This window comes from Nonomuraea mangrovi, from assembly GCF_042681425.1.
In the GTDB taxonomy this organism is placed as follows: domain Bacteria; phylum Actinomycetota; class Actinomycetes; order Streptosporangiales; family Streptosporangiaceae; genus Nonomuraea; species Nonomuraea mangrovi.
The window spans coordinates 251,004-272,572 of record NZ_JBHUFV010000022.1 but is presented as its reverse complement, the minus strand read 5'-3'; the positions used below and the strand labels follow the sequence as shown (position 1 = coordinate 272,572).

The 21,569-nt window shown below is 70.2% G+C and carries 22 protein-coding genes; 11 read left to right on the top strand and 11 right to left on the bottom strand.

Features of this window, described 5'->3' with window-relative positions:
• The first annotated feature begins 32 nt into the window (after positions 1–32).
• The 3 genes from ACFSKW_RS15535 (at position 33) to ACFSKW_RS15525 (ending at position 5,361) form a co-directional block, all read left to right on the top strand.
• The gene (locus ACFSKW_RS15535; RefSeq protein ID WP_379572927.1) at positions 33–1,319 is read left to right on the top strand and encodes a pyridoxal phosphate-dependent aminotransferase; all 1,287 of its coding nucleotides are present in this window, start codon (positions 33–35) and stop codon (positions 1,317–1,319) included.
• A 152-nt stretch (positions 1,320–1,471) separates the two neighbouring features.
• Positions 1,472–2,116, top strand: a complete 645-nt coding sequence (locus tag ACFSKW_RS15530) for a GNAT family N-acetyltransferase (RefSeq protein WP_379572926.1) — start codon at positions 1,472–1,474, stop codon at positions 2,114–2,116.
• 236 nt (positions 2,117–2,352) lie between these two features.
• The gene (locus ACFSKW_RS15525) at positions 2,353–5,361 is read left to right on the top strand and encodes an AfsR/SARP family transcriptional regulator (RefSeq protein WP_379572925.1); all 3,009 of its coding nucleotides are present in this window, start codon (positions 2,353–2,355) and stop codon (positions 5,359–5,361) included.
• Positions 5,362–5,841: 480 nt separating this feature from the next.
• Here the strand turns inward: ACFSKW_RS15525 and ACFSKW_RS15520 are convergent, their stop codons facing one another.
• Entirely contained in the window at positions 5,842–7,239 is a 1,398-nt protein-coding gene (locus tag ACFSKW_RS15520) for a DUF7059 domain-containing protein (protein WP_379572924.1), read from the bottom strand.
• A gap of 92 nt (positions 7,240–7,331) precedes the next feature.
• On the opposite strand from ACFSKW_RS15520, the gene ACFSKW_RS15515 reads away from it, so the two are divergent.
• Positions 7,332–7,619, top strand: coding sequence for a hypothetical protein (locus tag ACFSKW_RS15515; protein ID WP_379572923.1), 288 nt, complete (start codon positions 7,332–7,334; stop codon positions 7,617–7,619).
• Here ACFSKW_RS15515 and ACFSKW_RS15510 read toward each other — a convergent pair.
• Genes ACFSKW_RS15510 through ACFSKW_RS15500 form a run of 3 tightly spaced genes read right to left on the bottom strand, consistent with a single transcriptional unit; the run spans position 7,609 to position 9,732 of the window.
• Positions 7,609–8,574 (bottom strand): NAD(P)-dependent oxidoreductase, encoded by a 966-nt coding sequence (locus tag ACFSKW_RS15510; RefSeq protein WP_379572922.1) that lies wholly within the window; start codon positions 8,572–8,574, stop codon positions 7,609–7,611. The two genes, ACFSKW_RS15515 and ACFSKW_RS15510, sit on opposite strands and share 11 nt — an antisense overlap.
• A 34-nt stretch (positions 8,575–8,608) precedes the next feature.
• The gene (locus tag ACFSKW_RS15505) at positions 8,609–9,223 is read right to left on the bottom strand and encodes a TetR/AcrR family transcriptional regulator (RefSeq protein ID WP_379572921.1); all 615 of its coding nucleotides are present in this window, start codon (positions 9,221–9,223) and stop codon (positions 8,609–8,611) included.
• Positions 9,220–9,732 (bottom strand): GNAT family N-acetyltransferase, encoded by a 513-nt coding sequence (locus tag ACFSKW_RS15500; RefSeq protein WP_379572920.1) that lies wholly within the window; start codon positions 9,730–9,732, stop codon positions 9,220–9,222. The genes ACFSKW_RS15505 and ACFSKW_RS15500 overlap by 4 nt, the downstream gene beginning before the upstream one ends.
• Positions 9,733–9,802: 70 nt before the next feature.
• Here ACFSKW_RS15500 and ACFSKW_RS15495 point away from each other — a divergent pair, with 70 nt between their 5' ends.
• Positions 9,803–10,270, top strand: coding sequence for a winged helix-turn-helix transcriptional regulator (locus ACFSKW_RS15495; RefSeq protein WP_379572919.1), 468 nt, complete (start codon positions 9,803–9,805; stop codon positions 10,268–10,270).
• Here ACFSKW_RS15495 and ACFSKW_RS15490 read toward each other — a convergent pair.
• The gene (locus ACFSKW_RS15490) at positions 10,244–10,918 is read right to left on the bottom strand and encodes a VC0807 family protein (protein WP_379572918.1); all 675 of its coding nucleotides are present in this window, start codon (positions 10,916–10,918) and stop codon (positions 10,244–10,246) included. The two genes, ACFSKW_RS15495 and ACFSKW_RS15490, sit on opposite strands and share 27 nt — an antisense overlap.
• An 80-nt stretch (positions 10,919–10,998) precedes the next feature.
• Here ACFSKW_RS15490 and ACFSKW_RS15485 point away from each other — a divergent pair, with 80 nt between their 5' ends.
• Complete coding sequence (locus ACFSKW_RS15485; RefSeq protein WP_379572917.1) at positions 10,999–11,835, top strand: SURF1 family cytochrome oxidase biogenesis protein; 837 nt, start codon at positions 10,999–11,001, stop codon at positions 11,833–11,835.
• Here the strand turns inward: ACFSKW_RS15485 and ACFSKW_RS15480 are convergent.
• Complete coding sequence (locus tag ACFSKW_RS15480) at positions 11,740–12,384, bottom strand: hypothetical protein (protein ID WP_379572916.1); 645 nt, start codon at positions 12,382–12,384, stop codon at positions 11,740–11,742. The genes ACFSKW_RS15485 and ACFSKW_RS15480 overlap by 96 nt on opposite strands.
• Before the next feature lie 23 nt (positions 12,385–12,407).
• On the opposite strand from ACFSKW_RS15480, the gene ACFSKW_RS15475 reads away from it, so the two are divergent.
• From ACFSKW_RS15475 to ACFSKW_RS15465, 3 genes are all read left to right on the top strand, one after another.
• The gene (locus tag ACFSKW_RS15475; protein WP_379572915.1) at positions 12,408–13,205 is read left to right on the top strand and encodes a tyrosine-protein phosphatase; all 798 of its coding nucleotides are present in this window, start codon (positions 12,408–12,410) and stop codon (positions 13,203–13,205) included.
• Between the two features lie 77 nt (positions 13,206–13,282).
• Positions 13,283–14,479, top strand: coding sequence for an amidohydrolase family protein (locus tag ACFSKW_RS15470; protein WP_379572914.1), 1,197 nt, complete (start codon positions 13,283–13,285; stop codon positions 14,477–14,479).
• 188 nt (positions 14,480–14,667) lie between these two features.
• Complete coding sequence (locus ACFSKW_RS15465) at positions 14,668–15,756, top strand: serine hydrolase domain-containing protein (RefSeq protein WP_379572913.1); 1,089 nt, start codon at positions 14,668–14,670, stop codon at positions 15,754–15,756.
• Positions 15,757–15,864: 108 nt separating this feature from the next.
• On the opposite strand, the gene ACFSKW_RS15460 is transcribed toward ACFSKW_RS15465, so the two are convergent.
• The 4 genes from ACFSKW_RS15460 to ACFSKW_RS15445 all read right to left on the bottom strand — a co-directional run bounded on the left by ACFSKW_RS15460 (position 15,865) and on the right by ACFSKW_RS15445 (position 19,342).
• Entirely contained in the window at positions 15,865–17,358 is a 1,494-nt protein-coding gene (locus tag ACFSKW_RS15460) for a multicopper oxidase family protein (RefSeq protein ID WP_379572912.1), read from the bottom strand.
• A 198-nt stretch (positions 17,359–17,556) separates the two neighbouring features.
• Positions 17,557–18,180: a hypothetical protein gene (locus tag ACFSKW_RS15455; RefSeq protein ID WP_379572911.1), complete on the bottom strand. Its 624-nt coding sequence runs from the start codon at positions 18,178–18,180 to the stop codon at positions 17,557–17,559.
• Entirely contained in the window at positions 18,177–18,728 is a 552-nt protein-coding gene (locus tag ACFSKW_RS15450; protein WP_379572910.1) for an RNA polymerase sigma factor, read from the bottom strand. Before ACFSKW_RS15450 ends, ACFSKW_RS15455 begins: the two co-directional genes overlap by 4 nt.
• Before the next feature lie 86 nt (positions 18,729–18,814).
• Complete coding sequence (locus tag ACFSKW_RS15445) at positions 18,815–19,342, bottom strand: TetR/AcrR family transcriptional regulator (RefSeq protein ID WP_379572909.1); 528 nt, start codon at positions 19,340–19,342, stop codon at positions 18,815–18,817.
• A gap of 87 nt (positions 19,343–19,429) precedes the next feature.
• On the opposite strand from ACFSKW_RS15445, the gene ACFSKW_RS15440 reads away from it, so the two are divergent.
• Together ACFSKW_RS15440 and ACFSKW_RS15435 are read left to right on the top strand one after the other, a co-directional pair.
• Positions 19,430–20,599, top strand: a complete 1,170-nt coding sequence (locus tag ACFSKW_RS15440) for an alpha/beta hydrolase family protein (RefSeq protein WP_379572908.1) — start codon at positions 19,430–19,432, stop codon at positions 20,597–20,599.
• Positions 20,599–21,204, top strand: a complete 606-nt coding sequence (locus ACFSKW_RS15435; protein ID WP_379572907.1) for a VC0807 family protein — start codon at positions 20,599–20,601, stop codon at positions 21,202–21,204. Before ACFSKW_RS15440 ends, ACFSKW_RS15435 begins: the two co-directional genes overlap by 1 nt.
• Here the strand turns inward: ACFSKW_RS15435 and ACFSKW_RS15430 are convergent.
• Complete coding sequence (locus tag ACFSKW_RS15430) at positions 21,179–21,523, bottom strand: YkvA family protein (protein ID WP_379572906.1); 345 nt, start codon at positions 21,521–21,523, stop codon at positions 21,179–21,181. The two genes, ACFSKW_RS15435 and ACFSKW_RS15430, sit on opposite strands and share 26 nt — an antisense overlap.
• Between the last annotated feature and the right edge of the window lie 46 nt (positions 21,524–21,569).

The window sequence follows — 21,569 nt, the reverse complement described above, 5'->3', positions numbered from 1 at the left end:
CTTCATACAACCAGGCTGGGAACGTGACAAACATGAACGTGACACTGTCCGCCACCCTGGCGGCCAACGAAGACATCGAGCGAAGACGGCGCGCCGGGGAACGCGTGCTGCACCTGGCCTTCGGTGAGGCAGGTCTGCCCGTGCACCCGGCGCTGCGGCACAAGCTGGTCGCCGCCTCGGACCGCAACGGCTACGGGCCGGTCGCGGGGGCTGCGGAGCTACGCGAAGCGGCGGCGGGTTACTGGACTCGACGGGGGCTCATCACCGAACCCGACCGCGTCGTCTGCGGTCCCGGCAGCAAGCCCCTGCTGTACGGCCTGCTGCTCGCCATCGGCGGCGACATCGTGCTGCCGATGCCGAGCTGGGTCAGCTACGCCGCGCAGGCCGACCTTGTCGGCTCGCGGCCGATCCTGGTCCCGTCGCCCCCCGGCGAGGGAGGGGCGCCCGACCCCGATCGCGTCGTCTCCGCCGTTCTGCACGCCAGGGCGCAGGGCAGGACGGTCCGCTCCGTGCTTGTCACGCTTCCCGACAACCCCACGGGAAGGCTCGCCTCGCCGCGGACCATCGGCCGCCTGGTAGAGGTCGCGCGCGAACTCGACCTCGTGATCATCTCCGACGAGATCTACCGCGACCTCGTCCACGACGTCACGACCCCGTTCCTGTCGCCGGCCGACCTGGCGCCCGAACGCACCGTCATCACCACCGGGCTGAGCAAGAGCCTGGCGCTCGGCGGCTGGCGCATCGGCGTCGCGAGGCTCCCCGAGGGCGCACGCGGCCTGCTCGACAAGGTGCTCGCGATCGCCAGCGAGATCTGGTCGGCGCCCGCCGCCCCCGTTCAGCAGGCGGCCACCTACGCCTTCAGCGAGCCGGCCGAACTGGTCGAGCGCGTGGCGCAGAGCAGGCGGCTGCACGGCGTGGTCGTGAACGCGGTCCACGCCGTGTTCGTCGAGGCCGGAGCCAGCGTCCCCGCCCCGCAGGGCGGTTTTTACCTCTACCCCGACTTCGGCTATCTGGGGGTCGGCGGCTCGGCAGAAGTCGCCAAGCTGCTGATCGAGGATCACGGCATCGGCGTCCTGCCGGGGCACGCCTTCGGCGACGATCTGTCGGCCGCCAGGGTGCGCGTGGCCACCAGCCTCATGTACGGCGAGAGCCAGGAGGAGCGCATGGCCGCGCTGACCTCCCCCGACCCTCTTTCACTGCCGTGGATCGCGGCCAACATGGAGCATCTTTCGAGGGGTTTGCACGACCTGTCGGCCCAGCGCAAAACGGCAGGGAGAACCCCACGCCGCGCCCTGGTCGCAACGCCCGCGCACAGCTAGGCATCGGTTTGGCAAACTTTGCCCCTCAGGGCCCGCACAGAGCCCCACGATCACCCCTCTGAGCTGGGAAAACGCGGTCATTGCAGAAACCTGCAAAAGATAGCGCGTGAGTCCTGGTATCTCCGGCGGCGCGCAAGCCCCATCATGTGCTCATGCCCGCTTTTGTCACCCTGTCCGGGCGCGTCGTGCGCCTGGAACCTCTCAGCCTCGCGGCGGTCGATGACCTCGTCGCCGCGGCGAGTGAAGACCGCTCCACGTATGCCTTCACTCGTGTTCCCGATGGGCGGGAAGAGATGGTCTCCTATGTGGAGGCCGCTATGGCTGAGCAGGCGGAAGGCCGGACGATGCCTTTCGCCATCCGGTGGCTTCACACCGACCGCGTGGTCGGTGCCACCCGTCTCATGCACCTGGAGTATTGGCAGGGCCCCATGCCCTGGCCTCCGGGCACGCGTGGCGCGGTGGGCGAGATCCCTTCCGTGGCCGACATCGGCTACACCTGGCTCTCCGCTTCGGCGCAGGGCACAGGTGTGAACAGGGAGAGCAAGTTCCTGATGCTCTCCCTGGCCTTCGACACCTGGGGCGTCCACCGCATCACCCTCAAAGCAGACGTACGTAATACGCGATCCCGGGCCGCCATCGAGGCTCTCGGCGCGCACCTGGACGGTGTGCGACGGGCAGACAGCCGAGGCGCCGACGATACGGTCCGAGATACCGCGTACTACTCGATCCTGGGCTCGGAATGGCCGATGGTTCGAGAACGGATGGCTCAGAGACTCGGTCTCGTCGAAGCCGCCTAAGCACGTTCCTACGAAAAATCCGGACACGAAGGCCCTGCCCGCAATGTCGGGCAGGGCCTGGTGTTCTTATCGACCGGAAAGGCATGGCCGCCCCCGTTGAACTGGGCCATGCCCTTGTGAGGTTCAGCATCCCGCGACACGCTTAACGCCGGATCAAAGCGCAATCAATGAAACAGCCACCTCTGGGCAACTAGTATTTGGTAGCAAAATGTCCCATTGCGTTGGAGACTGAGAGCATGGCTGGTGAGGGGCTGCGGTTCGCCGTGCTCGGTCCCGTCCGCGCGTGGCGCGATGGTGACGAACTCGATCTGGGAACACCGCTTCAGCGTTCGATCCTCGCGATGCTCCTCCTCAGGGAAGGCCGCGCGATCACGCCCACCGAGATGATCGACGCGGTGTGGGGCGAGGAGGCCCCGCCGAGAGCGCTCGGCGCGCTGCGCACCTACGTCTCCCGCCTGCGCACGGTGCTGGAGCCCGACCGCTCGCCCCGCTCGCGCCCCGAACTGCTCACCTCGGTCGGCAAGGGCTACGCCCTTCGCACCGCCTCCCTCGACCTGAGCCTCTTCGAGCGAGGCGCGCAGGAGGCCGAGACGCTGCGCAAGAAGGGCGACATCGGCCAGGCCGCCGAGAGTCTGCGCGCCGCGCTGGCGCTGTGGGAGGGCGAGCCCCTGGCCGGAGCCGTCGGCCCCTACGCCGAGCACCAGCGCGACCGGCTGGTCGAGCGGCGCATCACCGCCCTCGAACTGCTCATGGATCTCGACCTGGAGCTCGGCAGGCACGCCACGATCGTCTCCGAGCTGATCGCGCTCACCGCCGACCACCCGCTGCGCGAACGGCTACGCGCCCAGCTCATGCTGGCCTACTACCGATGCGGACGGCAGGGCGACGCGCTGGCCGTCTTCACCGACACCCGCGAGGCGCTCATCGAGGAGCTCGGCATCGAGCCGGGGCCCGAGCTGTCCGCGCTGCACCACAAGATCCTCGCCGCCGACCCCAGCCTGATGGCGCCGCCCAGCCCGGCCCCCGACCCCGTAGCCGACGGATCGCCGAGCGCGGCCGACGCGGCCGACGGCGCCGACGAGCACGAACTCCCCCGCCCCGCGCAGCTGCCCGCCGCCGTCAACGACTTCACCGGCCGCCGCCCGCTCGTCGCCAGGCTGCGCACGCTGCTGTCCGCGCAGACCGCGGCCGAGGGCGTGCCCGTCGCCGCCATCTGCGGCATAGGCGGTGTCGGCAAGACCGCGCTCGCCGTCCACGTCGCGCACACCTGCGACGACCTGTTCCCCGACGGGCAGCTCTACGCCGACCTGCGCGGCTTCACCGACGAGGCCATCGCTCCCGAGTCCGCGTTAGGAGCGTTCCTACGCGCGCTCGGCATCCCCCCTGACGTCATTCCCGAGGGGCTGCCCGAGCGGGCCGCGCTCTACCGGTCGTTGCTGGCCGAGCGGCGCATCCTGGTGCTGCTGGACAACGCGCGCGACACCCGCCAGGTCAGCGAGCTGCTGCCGGGCGCGCCCGGCTGCGCCGCGATCGTCACCAGCAGGGTGAAGCTGGCCGACCTGCCGTCGGCCAAGCTCATCGACCTCGACGTGATGGAGCCCGACGAGGCCCTGTCGCTGTTCACCGCCGTCGCGGGGGTCGAGCGGGTGGCCGCCGAGCGCGGCGCGGCGATGGACGTGGTGGCGGCGTGCGGGTTCCTGCCGCTGGCCGTACGGATCGTGGCGGCACGGCTGGCGGCGCGGCCCTCGTGGACCGTCGCCTCACTGGTGCCGCGGCTCGCCGACGAGCAGCGCCGGCTCGACGAGCTGCGGGTCGGGGACCTGGCCGTGGAGGCCACCTTCGCCCTCGGGTACGGCCAGCTCGACGCCGCCCAGGCGAGGGCGTTCAGGCTGCTGAGCCTGCCGAACGGCCCCGACATCTCCGTCGGGGCGGCGGCCGCCGTCCTGTCGTCGCCGACGCTGGAGACGGAGGACCTGCTGGAGTCGCTCGTGGACGCCAGCCTCCTGGAGGCGCCCGCGCCCGGGCGCTACCGCTTCCACGACCTGCTCAAGCTCTTCGCGCGGCGCATCCTCGACAAGACCGAGCGCCCGCAGGCCAGGACGCTGGCGCTGCGCAGGCTCCTCGGCTTCTACCTGGCCTCCGCGCAGTCGGCGCACCGGCTCGCCTACGAGGGCAGCATGATCCCCGACAACCTCGTCGTGGTGGGCAGCGGGCGCACGTTCGCCTCGGCCGACGACGCCGTCGCCTGGCTCATCTCCGAGGGGGACTCGCTGTTCGCGGTGATCGGCCAGGCGGCCGAATCGTGCCGCACGGCCGAGCAGCTGCTGCCCGCGGGTGACCTCCTCGTCGCCATGGAGCCGCTGCTGGAGTCGGGGACGCACGCCCGCGAGTTCGACCTGGCGACCAGGGCCGTGCTGGCCACCGCGCTGAAGATCGACGACGCGGCGAGCGAGCTGCGCGCCCGCTACGTCCTCGGCCGGGTGCTGTTCGGCGCCAACCGGCTGCCCGAGTCGGAGGAGCAGTTCAGGATCGTTCTCGAGCTGTCGACCGGCCGCAACGAGCGCGTCGTCATGGGCGAGGTGCTCAACGCCCTCGCCGTCGTCTCAGGACGCCTGCGCCGCCACCACGAGGCGCTCGGCTGGTTCGACTCGGCCACCACGTTCTACAGGGAGAACGGCGTGCCTGCCGGGGAGGCGCTGGTGCTCAGCTACTCCGCCCGCGATCATCTCGGCCTCGGCAACCCCGACGACGCCATCGTCGCGGCCGAGAAGGGTCTGGCCATCTTCACCGAGATCGGCAGCGGCGCGGGCACCGCCCGCGCGCGCTACCACCTCGGCATCGTGCTGTCCCGCGTCGGACGCCTCAACGAGGCCGTCCATCACCACGCCGAGTGCCTGGCCTACTTCAGGGCGAGCAAGCAGCGGGTGTGGGAACAGCGGGTGTGCGCCAGGCTGGCGGAGACGTTCATCGCCGCAGGGCGCTTCTCCGACGCGGTGCGTCACGCGGAGCAGGCCCTGGCGGTCAGCCGCGAGATCGGCCACCCGTACGGTGAGGGGCTCTCGCTCGCGGTCCTGGGCAAGGCGCTGCACGGCTTGGGCAACGTCCCCAGGAGCCTGGACTGTCTACGCGAGGCCTTCGACATCTTCACCAGGCTCGGTGCCCCCGAGGCCGGTGACCTCAAGACCATCCTCGCCGGTGCCGGCGTCGCCTCCGCCTCCGTCTCCGTCTCCGTCGTCGAGTCCTAAGTACAGCTCGTCGTCCAGACGTGTCATCCACACATGGTTGATCAAGGCTGGTCTCTTTTCGGGTGCGGTGTGTGTGGGCCCGACCGGCCGTCTGACCGTCACGCTTCGCTAGGGGGCCCGGTTATCCGGATGCTCCACGTGACAGCTAGCCGCCTCACGATGACGGCCGGTCGGGCGACACGCCCCGTTTCTTTCGAACCCCCCGGGGCGTGTCCACGCTCCGAGGGTGCGGGGTCACGCATGCAAACCAATCAACGCCGGATCAACCGGCCTGCCACCAGCGGCGAGCCTCGCCCCCTGCGGGATCCGCTCCAGGGGCATCGCGCGGGGCCCCTGCGGGGGCACGTGATCGGCTGTGGCCTGCCGGATGCCGGGCTCGCCCGGCCTCGTGCTGCGCTCGGTGAGCATGGCGGGCCTTCTCAGCGACCGCGGGCGGCTGGACAGGCTCGGCCTCGGGTGACCTGCGGCTGACCCTGCCGCCTACAGGTGGAAGTAGCCCTCGGCGATCAGGGGGCGGAGGGCGTCGGCGAGCAGCTGCTCGCCGTCGCCCACCAGCTCGGCGATCACGTTGAGCAGCGGGCCGAGAGCCAGCTCGCCGTCGCACACGCCGGCCAGCGCCGCCTCCACCGTGCCGACGTCGGTGCTGCGGAGCAGGCCGCGGGTCTGGCGCAGCACGATCCGCGAAGGATCCTCGGCGCCCGGAGCGCCGATGCGCTCGTCGAGGAGGCCCTCGGCCACCCGCAGCCTCGCCGTGTCCAGGTCGTGGGTCCTGTGGGCGGCGGCGATCGAGTCGAGGACCTCCTCGACGTAGTCGCCGACGGGCAGGGAGACCTGGTGGGTCAGCCGCTCCACTCTGACGACGGGGTCGAGGGCGCCCGAGTTGCGCAGGGTGATCCAGCCGAAGCCGACTCCCTCCACCTTGTTGGCCTCGAACCACGACAGCCACTCGTCGTAGCGGCCGGCGTAGGCGGGGCTGCCCTGCACGGCCGCGTCGCGCAGCCACAGCTCGACGTACTCGGCCGGATCCTGCACGTCGCGTTCGACCACCCAGCCGTCGCAGCCGGTCTCGCCGACCCACCCGCCGACGCGGTCGCGCCAGTCCTCCCCCTCGACGTGCAACCAGTTGGCCAGGAACTGGGCGTGGCCGTCATGGGCGAGATGGCGGGGTGCCCGCATGACGAGGTCGCGGCAGAAGTCGTCGCCCTCGGCGCCGGTCTCCCTGTAGGTCAGCCTGCCGCCAGGAGAGATGACGAAGGGCGGGTTGGAGACCACGAGGTCGAACAGCTCGCCCTCCACGGGCTCGAACATCGAGCCGACGCGGGCGTCGACGTCGCCGACGCCGGACAGCCGCCAGCTCAGGCGGGCCAGCTCGACCGCGCGTGGGTTGAGGTCCGTGGCGACGATCTGGGAGGCGCGCTCGGCCAGATGCAGCACCTGGACGCCGCAGCCGGTGCCGAGGTCGAGCGCCCGCTCGACGGGCCTGCGGGTGACGAGCTGGGCGAGGTTGGCCGACGCGCCTCCGGCGCCGACGACGTGGTCTGGACGCAACGCGGGATCGCCAGGGCGCACCTTGCGGTCGGAGACGACGTAACCGTGCTCGTGCCACGGCTGAAGGTGGACGGTGGCGCGGGCGCTGTCGCCGTCGAACTCGACCAGGCCCGACTCCATCACCTCGAAGGGCAGCGCGGCCGCCTCGACGGGAACGCCGAGCCACCACAGGCGGATCATCGTGTCCAGCGGGTCGCCGCTCCTGGTCGCCCGCAGGGCCGGGACCAGCTCCTCCCTGGCGAGCGCCGAGGCCGCCATGTCGCCGAGCCGCTCGCGAACGCCGTCGATCGTGTAGCCGGTCTTCAGGAGATGGTCGCGCAGTCGTTCCACTCGCCCATCCTAGATCCGAAACTCACGGTAATCGTACAGTTACGTCTGCCATACTCCTTCTGCCCACCACTGCGCCAAGAGGAACGGAACCGATGCTGCTTCCCTGCCTCGCCTGTGAGTCCCGGTTCAAGCCAGAGGAGTACTTCAGCGCCTGCTCCGACTACGACCGCGGTCTCGACCGCGTCACTTGGACATGTCCGATCTGCGGGAACCGCGATGACCTGCGCGTCTTCACGGGGGAGCTCTGTTTCGGCGCGGCAGGGAAGGGCCGCTTCGACGTCCACGACCGGGTCCGCGTGCCAGGGTTACGTCGTCACCGGCACGAGGTGGCGCTCGACATCTCCCTCGACAGGCGCCACTGGCACGTTCCTATGCGATGATCCGCGCCCCGGCCGGCGTGCGGGCATGCGCGGGCTGCTCCCCGCGCACGAGCCTGACGATGTCCTCCACGATCGACTCCGCGCGTTCCTCGGCCGTCTCCCCCGTGGCCTGGCCGAGACGCGGCGTGAGCACCACGTTGGGCAGCCTGGTCAGCGGGTGCGAGCGGTCGATCCACTCGCCCTCGAAATGGTCTAGCCCCGCCCCGCCGAGCCGCCCCCAGCGCAACGCCTCGACCAGGGAGGTCAGGTCGTGGAGGGCGCCGCGCGAGGTGTTGAGGTAGATCGCGTCCTCCTTCATGCATCCCAGCTCGGCGTCGCCGATGAACCCCCGCGTCTCGGAGGTCAGCGGCACGTGCAGCGAGACCACGTCCGCCTCGGCGAGAAGGAGGGGCAGGGTGTGGGTGGCCTCGGGGACGTAGGGGTCGCAGGCGATCACCCGCATGCCGAGCCCCTGCGCCCGCCACTGCACGGCCTTGCCCACCCGGCCCAGCCCGACGATGCCGAACGTGCGGCCCGACAGCCTCGAGCCCCTGTACCGCTCGGCGGCGGGCACGCGCTTGCGGCTGCCCCGCCGTACCTCGCGGTCGGCGGCGACGATGTTCCTGCTGACCGCGAACAGCAGCGCCAGCGTGAGCTCGGCGACCGCGTCGGCGTCCTGGGCGCCGTCGTGGAGCACGGTGACCCCGCGCTCGGCGGCCAGGTCCAGGTCGATGGTGGTGAGGGCGCCGGTGCAGGCGACGACGTCCAGGGGAAGGTCGAGGACCGACGTGCGGACCTGGTCGTGGTCGGTGACGAGCACGCCGGCACCCGTCTCGATGAGCAGGTCGGCCAGCTGATCGTCGGAGAACCCGAGAGGCGGCCGGTCGGCCACCTCGACGACGTCGGCCACCTCACGGAGCCGCGCGAGGGCGTGCTCCGGCAAGCCGGTCAGTAGGAGCGCGCGCGGTCGTCTCACATTCGCGACAATAACACCACAGAGGGTGCCTGGATCATCGCTCCCCGTCGCTCTGCCGCAGGCTCTGCCAGGCGGCCTGCCCCAGCCCCTTGATCTCGTCGTCGGTGGGGGTGTGGGCGCCGGCGAACCACAGGCGGCACATCTCCTGGGCCGGCCCGAGCCACAGCACGTAGCACATGGTCGGAGCGACCGGCTGGAGCAGGCCGTTCTTCATGTGGGGCCGCCACCACTCGGCGACCTGGCGGAAGAAGGCGCGGCGCGACTCGGCGGCCTCGGGGCCGCCGGGCTCGTTCTTGCGTGGCGGGCGCTCGCTGACGAGGATCCTGGCCCGCTCGGGGTGCTCACCCGCCCAGCGCATGTGGAAGGCGACGACCGCCTCGATGCCCGCGCGGGCGTCGTCGTGGCTGACGAGTTCGGCGACGAACGCCTGCTGGTAGGCGTTGAGGATCTCCGCGTAGAGCACGCCGAAGACGTGTTCCTTGCTGGCGAAGTGGTGGTAGAAACTGCCGACGCTGACGCCGCTCTCCTCGCGCAGGCTGGCCAGCGTGGTGGCTGAGACCCCGTCCTGACTGAAGCGGCGAAGGGCGCCTTCGATGATGCGGGTACGGCCGTCGCGTCCGTTCTTGGCACCACTCGCGTGCGTCTTCATGACGTCAATGGTGGTCCAACAGAACCTTGTTCCGCAAATACCCCTGCCGACTGGATCATAGCGGTCACTTCGACGGAGCCGGAAGAGACCTTCATCGTGGCGTCCGGCCACATCCTCCTGATGATGCGCAGAACCCGCCTGTTGTCGCCCAGAACGTCCATGCCGACCGTGGTGGCGCCCCTGCTGAGCGCCCTGGCGAGCAACGCGCCGATCAGCCTCCTGCCCAGGCCGCGGCCCTGCCAAGCGTCGGTGACCACGATCGCGATCTCCACGTCGGCGACGCCGCCCCTGTAGCTCATCGCGTGGCCGATGATCTCGCCTTCGTGCTCGGCGACGATCGCGTCGCGCCGGCCGTCGACCGCCAGGAGCGTCCTGATCAGACCGGCCTTGGGCGAAGGGATCCCGCTGAAGAACCGCAGGGTCTGCGTGTGGAGCGACAGACCTGCCAGGAAACGCCTGATCCGCTCTTCGTCGTACGGCCCTGCGGGGCGGATCTGAGTTCCAATCATAGACTCAGCATTCCGTTCCCCGCTGAGTCTGTCAATTGGACTCAGGCATCTCTGGAAGTACTCTTCAGCTATGAACGTGCCTTTCCGGGTGGAGAACTGCTCGATCGAGCGGACCCTGGACGTCGTCGGGGAGAAGTGGACCTTCCTGGTGCTACGCGAGGCGTTCAGCGGTGTGCGGCGCTTCGCCGACATGCAGGCGATCACCGGCGCGCCGCGACAGGTGCTGAGCGCGCGACTGAACCGGCTGGTGGACGAGGGCCTGATGCGCAAGGAGCCCTACCGCGAGCCAGGTCAGCGCCAGCGCGACGAGTACCGCCTCACACAGAAGGGCCTGGACCTCTATCCGATCCTCGTCGCGCTGATGCACTGGGGCGACAGGTACATGGCCGACGAGGAGGGCCCGCCCGTCATGCTCACCCACCGCGGCTGCGGAGCCGCGCTCGAACAGCACTTCAGGTGCGCGGACGGGCACGAGGTGGCCGGTCCCCGCGAGGTCACGGCCGTGGAGGGGTCAGGCGCGAAGCTGAAGAGCGCCTAGGGTCCTGCGGAAGTCGAGCACCGAGGCGAGCGCCGTGCCGCCCAGCAGGACGGCGACCCCCGCGGTGCGGACCACCAGGAAGGTCGCCAGCGCCTCGTGGAGGAGCATCCACAGGGTGAAGGCGCCGTTGGCCAGCTGCGCGCACCCCCAGGCGAGCGACTGCCGGACGAAGAACCGCCGCATCAGCGGATGCAGCTCCACCTGCTCCGGCATCGGGACCAGGTCGACGGTCACCCGCTGCGCCATGGGCCTGCGCGCCCCGACGGTGCACAGGAAGGCCGCGCTCGCGCAGAAGACGCCCATCGTGGGGATGAGGAAGAACCACCTCGGATCGTCGAACGCCACCGCGAGCACGACCCGCACAGTGATCATCACCGCGGCCAGGAGCACCGACCCCGGCACCTCTGTCCGCCGCCACAACCGCCACGCGGCGCCGCCGTAGACCCACGCGACCGCCGCCGTGAGCCCTCCAGGGATCCCTGCGACGATCATGCCCAGGTAGAAGGTGGCCACCGGCATGATCATGGCTTCGAGGACGCGTGGAGCTGCGTGGCGGAGGATCGCCGACATGCGCGGCATGACGACCGCGGGGGGCACGGCGAGGAGGGTCATGGAGAGGTGCAGCTCCTGGAGGGGGAAAGGCGACAAATCACGACCGTAGACGATGACCAGGCGACCTGTCCCGGGTTCGGTGCGGGACCGGTGCGGGCAGTGCCTAACCTAAAGACGTGTACCGGTTCCTCCTCACGCCCAGGTGGCTGGCGCTCCACGTCGTGGTGCTGCTGGTCATTCCCGCCTTCGTCTTCCTGGGCCAATGGCAGTTCGGACGGTACGAGGAGCGCTCCTCCAACAGCGACGTCGTCACCAGGAACCTGGAGGCCAGGCCCGTCCCCATCGCCGAGCTCGTGCGCCCTGGCGAGTCCGTCGACGAGAGCACCCGCTACAGGACCGTCACCGTTCAGGGCTCCTACGACCCCGCCCACGCGCTCCTGGTCCGCAGGCGGACGCAGAACAGCAGCCTCGGCTTCTACGTCCTGACCCCGCTCGTCACGGGTCAGGGACAGGCGGTCCTCGTCAACAGGGGCTGGGTCAAGGCCGGCGCGACCGCCGACGCGCTGCCCGAGGTGCCGCCCGCCCCTTCGGGTCAGGTAACTGTCACCGGGAGGCTACGTCCCAGCGAGACCGAGGAGTCGAGCGGCATCAGGAACCGCGGCGCCCTCCCCTCCGGGCAGGTGCTGCTCATCGACAGCGACGCCATCGGGAAGGGCGTGCCGTACCGGCTGGTGGGCGGGTACGTGTCGCTGACCGAGCAGCGGCCGCAGACCTCGCCCGCGCCCGAGCCGGTGCCGCCGCCCGACGTCGGCGCGGGCGGCGGCCTCAACTTCGCGTACGGCGTGCAGTGGTGGCTGTTCATCGGCGTGGCCGTCGGCGGGTGGCTCCTGATGATCAGGCGCGAGGTGAAGGACAGGTCAGCCGAACAGCGCCATGACACCGAAGACGGCGAGGCCGCTGACGATGGCCAGCGCGATGGACGCCAGACATCCGCTGAGGCCGTCGAGCCGTGAGTCCAGGGGCGCCAACGGCTCGTCCAGCGCCATCCAGATCGGCTGCGGCTCCATGAGCAGGTACAGCGGCGCGCCGACGCCGCCGACGGCGAACAGCCAGAACCAGCCGAGGCGGGAGGCGTAGCGCGGCCTGGACCTCCCCAGCATCGCCAGAAGGGTGATGAACCAGGCAGCGGGCACCAGCAGGCCGTAGCGGGAGGGAACCTCCTCGAACCAGTGGGGCGGCCAGCGGTCCCCGTCCTCGCGGACGACCGTGACCCCGCGCACCTCGGCCGCGTCGAGCTCGGCGGCCCATTCGTCTGGATCCGCCGTGGCCAGCCGCCGCCATCCGGTGGGCGCCCGCGACCAGCTCAGCTCGTCCGAGTCCTTGACCAGCACCACGGTGTCACTCCGGCGCAGCGCGGCCCTCAACTCCTCCTCCGTGCCGTCGGTGGCGCGGCCGCTCAGCGCCACCAGGATGCCGCCCCACAGCAGCGTGACCAGGAGCAGCACCCTGGCGACGAGGGCGGCGACCCGCCATGGCGTCCTGACCTCTAAGTGGTCCCCCATGTCTCCCAACGTAAGGTAAGGGCGTGACGCGTCACCTGGACTTCCTGCGGCTCCACAACTTTCGCGACATCGGTGGATATGTCGCTCGTGATGGACAGGTCGTGCGATGGAAACGCTTCTACCGCGCGGACTCGCTCGGTTGGCTAACGGGTGACGATCTCGACCGGTTCCACGCGCTCGCCGTACGCACGGTGATCGACCTGCGCCACCCCGACGAGGTCGAGCGCTCGGGCCGCGTCCCCGACTCCGACGGGCTCGTCTACCACAACCTGCCCATCGAGGGCCGGCGGTGGGACGTCACCGCCTTCGACCCGGCCACGGGCGTCGGCAGGTTCCTCGCCGACCGCTACCTCGAGGTCAGCGAGGACGGCGTCGACCGGCTCAAGCTCGCCGTCGAGACCATCGCCGACGCCGGCAACTCCCCCGTCGTCGTGCACTGCGCGGCGGGCAAGGACCGCACCGGCGTCCTCACCGCGCTCGTCCTTTCCCTGGTCGGCGTCGCTCAGGACGACATCGTCGCCGACTACGCGCTGACCGGCCTGGCCACCGAGCGCTTCGTCGCCGACTGGAGGACCAGGCACCCCGACGCCCCGATGTGGCCCGGTTTCGGCCAGGCACCCGCCGAGGCCATGCGGCTGTTCCTCCACGACCTCGCCGCGCGGCACGGCTCCGTCGAGGACTACTGCGCCGACGTGCTCGATGTCGATCAATCCATGATCGGACGACTGCGTGCCGTCCTGCTGGGTAGTGCGGCGGAGGGTTCGCCCACGGCACCCTCATCGGGTGAGCCCGCGCCCGGGATCACCGGCCCCTCCCAGTGATCCCGGGTGAGGGCCCGATACCAACCGGTGACCGGCCAGCTTGTTCGACGTGATGCGCACGTCGTACCGTTGCCTGCGTGACTACGCCGCTCCTTCCCGACCCCGAGCCGAGGCGGCGCGACTATGTGGTCATCTCCGCCGATGATCACCTGATCGAGCCTCCAGACCTGTTCGAGGACCGAGTCGCGGCGAAATATGCCGACTTGGCGCCCAAGGTGGTCGAAACCGAGGCTGGTCACCAGGTCTGGCGGTACGGCGGGGCCACCTACCCGTGCGCCGGGCTCGACGTCGGCGCCGGCCTGCCCCGCGAGCAGTGGACGCTCGACCCCGTCAGGTTCGAGGACATGCGGCCCGGCTGCTACGACATCGAGGCCCGCATCCAGGACATGGACGTCGCCGGCATCTGGGCGGCCCTCTGCTTCCCCGGCATGCTCGCCGGGCAGTCCGGCATGCCGTTCGCCAGGACCCGCGACCAGGAGCTCGGCCTCGCCCTGGTCAAGGCGTGGAACGACTGGCACATCGACGTCTGGGCGGGCACCTACCCCGAACGCGTCATCGGCCTGCAGCTGCCGTGGCTGCCCGACCCCGAGACGGCCGCCAAGGAGATCCGCGCCAACGCCGCCCGCGGCTTCAAGGCCGTCGTCTTCCCCGAGTTCCCGACCAGGCTGCGGCTGCCCTCGATCCACACCCGCCACTGGGACCCGTTCTTCGCCGCCTGCGAGGAGACCGGCACCGTCGTGTGCCTGCACACCGGCGCCTCCTCCTGGTCGCCCGTGCCCTCACCCGACACGCCCATCGAGGCGATCACCACGCTCATGCCCGCCAGCGCCATGTTCGCCTGCGCCGACTGGCTGTGGTCGGGCATCCCGCTGCGCTTCCCCAACCTGCGCATCCTCATCGTCGAAGGCGCCGTCGGCTGGCTGCCCATGCTCGCCGAACGCGCCGACTACGCCCTCGACCACCCGGTCGGCACCGAGGCGCTGTGGGAAGGCGGGCTGAAGCCCAGCGAGGTCCTGCGGCGCAACTTCTACTTCGGCACGCTCGACGACCACGCCCTCTCGGGAGTACGGCTGGCCGTCGGCCTCGACCACGTCCTGCTGGAGAGCGGGTACCCGCACTCCGACTCGACCTGGCCCGACACACAGAAGGCGGTCGCCCGCAACCTGGGCACGCTGCCGCCGGCCGACATCGCCAGAGTCGCCTACGGCAACGCCGCCCGCCTCTTCGGCCACCCTCTGCCCTCGCGTGCCTGGCTGAGAATGGAACAGCTCTGACGGCAGGCGCTCCCACGCGCGAGCCGGCGCGGCCGCCCGTCGGGGACATCGCACTTGCGGGTCATCTCACTTGCGGGTCATCGCCTCGCGGGTCGGGGTCACGGCCCTGGGCGACAGGGGGTCAGCCCTACCCCGCAGGGGGTGCTCGCATGACTGTGCCGCGGCGATGATCGCGAGAGGGTTCTCGCATGAAGAAGATCTCCCTCGCCACGAGGTTGCTCGCCGCGGCCACCGCTGCCGCCGTCATCGCGGGCACGCTCGCGCTGCCCGCGGCGGCGGCCACCGCCAAGCCCTCCGTTCAAGCGAGCCTCGACCGGCTGACCAGGGCGGACGGGTTCGTCGGCGCGGTGCTGCAGGTGCGGGACGCGAGGGGAAGGTCGCGGACGTACACCTCGGGCGCGGCGGCGCGGGGGACGGGCAGGCCGATGGTGGGCGGCGACGCCCGGATGCGCGCGGCCAGCATGACCAAGCCGGTGGTCGCCGCGGCGGTGCTCGACCAGGTGGCGCGGGGAAGGCTCGACCTCGACGAGAAGGTGGAGACCTACCTGCCGGGCCTGCTCGGCGGGCGCGAGGTGACCGTACGGCAGCTTCTGCAGCACACCAGCGGCCTGCCCGAGTACCTCGACACGATCGACTGGGCGAAGCCCGGCACGCCGCGCGAGCAGTTGCGGCCGGTCCTCGCCAAGGAGCCGCTCGGGAAGCCAGGCGAGAAGTGGGCCTACTCCAACACCAACTACCTCGTCGCGGGGATGCTCCTCGGCGACGATTTCAGGAAGGTCGTCGAGTCGCGGATCCTCCGCCCGTACGGCATGCGGCGGACCTACTGGCCGGCCGAGGGTGAGATGACGATCCGCGGCGAGCACGCCCGCAACTACGGCGTGAGCCCCGTCGACCCCGAGGGCGGCGTCGCCGACGTCACCGACCTGCCGGGCCACGCCTTCGGAGCCGCGGGCGGCCTGGTCTCGACTCCCGCGGATCTCAACACGTTCTGGCAGCGGCTGCCGGCCTCGACGTTGAAGACGATGGCCGGCGGGACGGTTCCCGCCGGCGCGCCGTACGGACGGTACGGCCTGGGGGTCGCGAGGGTGAGCACGAGCTGCGGCGGGACGGTCTGGATGCACGATGGCGGGCTGACAGGGGTGAGCGTGCTCAGCGGGCGTGACGGCGCAGGACGGGCGGCCACCGTCTACGTCACGGGGGCCGCCGACACCCCTGCCGAGAACGCTCACCTGCTCGCGGCGTTCGACAGCGCGTTCTGCCGGCACTCCGGGGGCTGATGGAGCCGGCGGGCCCTGGGCGCTCGACGGCCGGCGTTTCCCGCTGACCGGCGAGATCCCACGCTCCGGACCTGAACACCGCCGAAGGAGTCCCGCAGGCCCGGAGCCTCATCCGTGGGAGTGGGACATCGGCAGCACGCCGGGCCTTTGGCCGGGGCCGAGCACGACGAACTGACCCATCATGCCGTGGTCCTCGTGCCAGAGAACGTGGCAGTGATACATGTACGGCATGTCTGGATCGGTGTAGTCGGCGAAGCGCAGCGCGATCCGCGCCCTCGTTCCCGGCTTCACGTAGAAGGTGTCCTTCCAGCCGGTCGACTCCGGCCGTGGCGGACCGCCGTCGATCGACAGGATCAGGAACTGGACGTCGTGCACGTGGAAGTTGTGCGGCATCTGGTCGAGATTGGCGACCTCCCAGATCTCGGTGGTGTCCTTGGCGACCCCGACGTCGATGCGACCAGGATTCATGGCCAAGCCGTTGATCTTGAAGTCGGCCAGCTCGAACGTCCGCCGCGCGGCAGGCGAGGACACGTCGAGCCGCGGGCGTTCGGCCAGCGTGGCGGGCAGCGGCGGCGAGGGGTCGAGCTCCGAGGCGGCGCGCAGCTCAAGGATGTCCAGAATGTCGCCGCCACCGGCGAAGCGCTGGTCCCCGATGTTGATCCCCAGGTCGCTGCGGTAGCTGCGGAGCACCACCCGCTCGCCTGGACGCAGGCACACCACGATCTCGGCGCGCTCCCCCGGCGACAGCTGGACGCGGTGCGTGTCGATCGGCGCGGCCAGCAGCCCGCCGTCCGTGCCCACGAGCGCGAACGACCGGTCGTCGGCCATCCCGAAGTTGTAGAACCGGGAGTTGGAGGCGTTGAGCAGGCGCAGCCGTACCCGTTTGGACCGCACGTCGAGGTAGGGCGCGACCGTTCCGTTGACAGTGATGAGGTCGCCCAGGACGCCGATCCCGCCGATCGTGGGGATCTCCTCGTTGAGCTGGTTGTCGTCGTTGAGTCGCTTGTCCTGGACGATGACGGGGATGTCGTCGACGCCGTAGCGGCGCGGCAGGGCGAGCGCTTCGAGTTCGTCGATGATGAACATCCCGGCGAGCCCATGGTGGACGTGGCGGGAGGTCCTGCCGTGCGGGTGCGGGTGGTACCAGAGCGTGGCGGCCTGCTGCCTGATCGTCCAGGTCGGCGACCACGTCGTCCCTGGGGCGATGATCTGGTGCGGGCCGCCGTCCATCACTGCGGGCACGTGCATGCCGTGCCAGTGAAGGGTCGTCTCCTCTGGCAGGTCGTTGCGCACGTTGACGAGCACGGTCTCGTCCCGCCGCGCGCGCAGCGTCGGCCCGAGGTAGGGGCCGTTGATCCCCCACGTCTCGGTCGGCGCCCCGGGCCTGAACTGCATGGTGCCCGCCGCCGCGCGCAGGTCGAAGACGCGGCGGCCCTGCCTGTCCCGGCGCGAGCGGGCGAGCGGCGGGATGGCCAGCCTGTTGGTGAACGCCGCCTGTTCCGCCGTGTGGCGCGTGGCCCACATGCCGCCCACAGCTCCGGCTGCAGCGATCGCAGGCACCCCGGCGAATCCGTACATGAGCACTGATCTGCGTGAAACCATGGCCACCACTCTGGGCCCGACCTGGCGTTATGCCGGAGAATCACCCCCAATGACCCGGCCATGAGATGTTCATGATGCGATCACGAACGCCACACTGGTCGACTGCGCAGGCAGATGAGGAGGGCCCCGCTCTCCGTCCGGTCGGCGACCTCGTGTGAACCGGCGGGGGCGGGCACGCGCGCCCCCGCCCTTGGCCGATCAGCTCCCTGCCGGAGGCCGGGCTTCGGGGCCGCCGAGGTCGTTCCATGCCGGGTCGTCGACGATGACGCACGGCTTGACCGCGCCGGTGACGACTACTCCCTTGAACTGCCACAGCGGCCGGGGATTCTCGGGCCCTGAGGTCTGGTCCTCGTTCTCGGTGAACTCCATCACCAGGGTGGTGCCCTTGGCGACGTACCTGGGGTCGATGTCCACGCCTGCCTCACGTGGGCGGACGGCCTTGCCCGAGACCGACTTCGCGAAGTCCTTGAACGTGGGCCACTCGTCACCTCCGACGATCTCGCCCCTGCCCTCGGCGCACCGCTTGCCGGGCTTGACGTAGTCGACCTCGGCGTCGACGCCCATCGCCTGGAGATCCTTCTCCAGCTTGTCGGCCTCCCTGAACTCGTTGATCTTGACCCTGATCGTGCCGTCGGCGTTCCTCGTCACCGCGTACGCCCGGGTCTCCGATCCCGTCAGCAGGGGCAGGGCGATCGCCGCCGCCGCCGCGAGCCCGGCCACCGCCGCCCCCGCGACCAGGCGGCGCCCGTTCCTGCGACGTCGTTCCCCACGCGCGACGATCTCGGCTTTCAGTTCCATCAGCAGGTGCTCCTCGAACGTCATCCCGGTGTTCCTTCCATGACGAAGGGCGTCCCCCGCAGCGTTCGGCGAGCTCGGTGCAAGCGCACCTTGGCGGTCCCCGGGCGGATGCCGAGCGCGGCGGCCGCCTCCGTGACCGTCAGCTGGTCGATGACGACCAGTTCGAGTACGGCTCGCTCGCCTTCTGGCAGCACGGCCATGGCGGCGAAGGCCCGTCTGGCCGGGCCTTCCGCGTCGATCCGCTCTTCGAGCCTGGCGACGTCGTCGGTGTCCAGCGGCCTGCGCCCGCTCACGCGCTCCGTGAGCCGCGACTGCCTGAACAGCCGCCGCCGCTCCGCGGAGAGCGTGTTGCGCGCCACGCCGTACAGCCACGCGATCTCGCTGCCCAGCCCTGGCCGGTAGGTGTGGGCGGAGTCGAGAACCCCCATGAACACCTCGGCCACCAGGTCGGCGACCGTGTGCGGGTCGTCGACGCGGCGGGCGAGGAAGCGGGTGACCGCATCGACGTGCCGCCGGTAGAAGGCTTCGAAGGCCACGGGATCCGTGGCGATCTCCGCCTGTTTGCGACGCACCGGCCATGCTCCCTTCGTCGATCTACACCCCTGCTTGGTCAGATCCATCCAAAGGGTTACAAGGCGGCGTGACCTGCCGTCGCGGGTCAGGGCCTGCGCAGGGACAGCAGGCGGTCGACCAGGGCCTTGGCCTGCTCCGGTCCCAAGGGCGCGTTGAACACCAGCGCGTGGAAGTAGATCGGCGCCTGGACGATCTCCATCAACTCGATCAGCGTGGGCGCGTTCTCGTGGCGGTCGAGCATCCCCTGGATCTGGACCCCGCGCTCCAGCAGGTAGATCTGGTCGTCCGCGTTCTCCGAACCCACGAGCGCGGCCCGCAGGAACAGCTTCCCGAACGGCCCCGCGAGGTCTCGCGCCATCTGGACCGCGTAGGCGTCGAGGTCACCGCGCAGCGTGCCGGTGTCGGGCACAGGCGACTGCTGCAGCACCTCGATGACCACGTCGTTGACCAGCCCGGCGATCGTGCCCCATCGGCGGTAGATCGTCGCCTGGTGGACGCCCGAGCGCTCGGCGACCTCCGCGACGCTCACGTCGACGCCTTCCCGCAACAGCTCGACCACCGCCTGGTGGACGGCTGAGCGGACCCGTGCGGAACGACCTCCTGGACGCTGCATGCGTTCCATCCTAACGCGAAGACTCTTGCGTTAAGGGCGAACCCAGGCCTATCTTAATCGCGAGAGATTTCGCGTTAAGGGGGCAGCATGGAACCGTTCGTCTTCGAGAACGACGCGGCGTTCTGGTACGAGACGCTGCGGGCGTTCGGCCACATCGCCTACGGAGGCGCCGACTTCGGCGAGGTGCTCGCGACCGCGCGGCGCATCACCGAGGGCGACTACGACAGCTGGCACGACGAGTGGCGGGCCACCGCCGACCGGGTGGCCGCGGAGGCCGAGCGCAGCACGCGGCCCATCAGCAGGAGAGACGGCTTCCTGCGCGCGTCGAACTACTACAGGACCGCCGAGTTCTTCCTGCACGGCACCCCCTCCGACCCGCGCGTCGCCGGTGCCCGCCGCCTGGCCGTGGAGTGCTTCAGAAGGGCACTGCCGCACGTCGAGCCGGTGGAGATCCCCTACGAGGGCACCACGCTCCCCGGCTACTTCTACGACGCGGGCGCCGACCGTACCGTCGTGATGCACAACGGGTTCGACGGCAGCGCGGAGGAGATGCACTTCTTCGGCGCGGCGGCCATGCACGAGCGCGGCTTCAACGTCCTGACCTTCGACGGGCCCGGGCAGCCAGGGCCGATGCACCGCGAAGGGCTGGTGTTCAGACCCGACTGGGAGAACGTCGTCGGCCCCGTGCTCGACTTCCTGGCCACGCGCGTCGACTCGGACCGGGTGGCGCTGCTCGGCACCAGCATGGGCGGCGTGCTCGCGCCCAGAGCGGCCGCCTTCGAGCCGAGGATCAAGGCCCTGGTGGCGTTCGACGGCGTCTACGACATGGGCGAGAAGAGCGTCGCGGGCTTCGACGGCGACAGGGAGCAGGCCGTCAAGCTGCTCAACGCGCCCGAATCACCCGAGGTCGACCTGGTCTTCAAGCACCTCATGGCCACCGACCCGATCATGCGCTGGGCCTGCACCCACGGCATGTGGGTGACGGGCACCGCAAGCCCCCGCGAGTACGCCGCCGCACTCCTCGACTACACCGTGCGCGACGGGATCGCCGAACGGATCACCTGCCCCACGCTCGTCTGCTCCGCCCAGGGCGACTTCGCCCTCCAGGGTCAGCCCGAGCAGCTCTACGACCACCTGACCTGCGAGAAGACCTTCCTCGAATTCACCGAGGAGGAAGGCGGCGACGCGCACTGCCAGTCCGGAGCGCAGCGCCTGGCGATGGCCCGCATCGGTGACTGGCTGGAGGAGACGCTCTGATGAAGGACCTGCTGCTCTGGGACGTGCTGCCGTCCGTCGCCACCTACTACCTCTGCAGGGCGTTCGGCGTGCCCGAGTACGCCGCGCTCATCGCCGCCGTCAGCGTCGGCTTCCTGCGGGTCGTGTACGTCGCGGTCAAGAAGCGCACCTTCGATGGCTTCGCCGCGTTCACCGCGTTCGTGTTCGCGATGGGCCTGCTGCTCTCGCTGCTGTCGGGCGACGAGAAGTTCCTCCTGGCCATCAAGTCCCTGACCACCGCCGCCGCCGGGCTGATCCTGCTCGGCACGTGCGTGACGGGCCGTCCCGCCGCCTTCGCCATGGCCAAGCGGTTCGGCGCCGAGGACGAGGCGACCGTCCAGCGGTGGGACGCCCTCTACACCGCCGAGCCCGCCTTCCGCAGGATCTACGTGGTCATGACCATCGTGTGGGGCATGGCGCTCCTGCTGGAGTCCGCCGTGCGCCTGCCACTGGTCTACCTGCTGCCCACCGACGTCATGGCGGGCCTGTCGTGGGTACTGCTCATCGGCACCATCGCGCTGCTCGGGGCGTGGAGCGCCTGGTACGGCAAGCGGGGCGAGGCTAGGGCTGCTCGACTCGCCCGATAAGGCGCTTGCGCTCCCACTCGACGTAACGCCCGCTCTCGCCGAGCATCGAGGCCATCAGCCAGAGGAACACGCCGAAGTCGTCGGCGACACCGATGAGCACCAGGAAGTCGGGGACGATGTCGACCGGCGAGACGATGTAGACCAGGCCGAGCGCCATCATGGCGAGCTTGCCCTTGCCCATGCCTGCGTACTCGCCGCGCATCACGCCGCCGATAAGGCGGGGAATCGCCCTGACCCTGGTCATCAGGCCAGGGGTGCCGGGCTTGCTGACCTCGCGATACGTCTTCCAGGCCGCTGCGGCCCTCGATGCCTTCGCCATACGAGCACCTCCTCTTCGCGATATAACGCAATACCCGCCGCCGTGG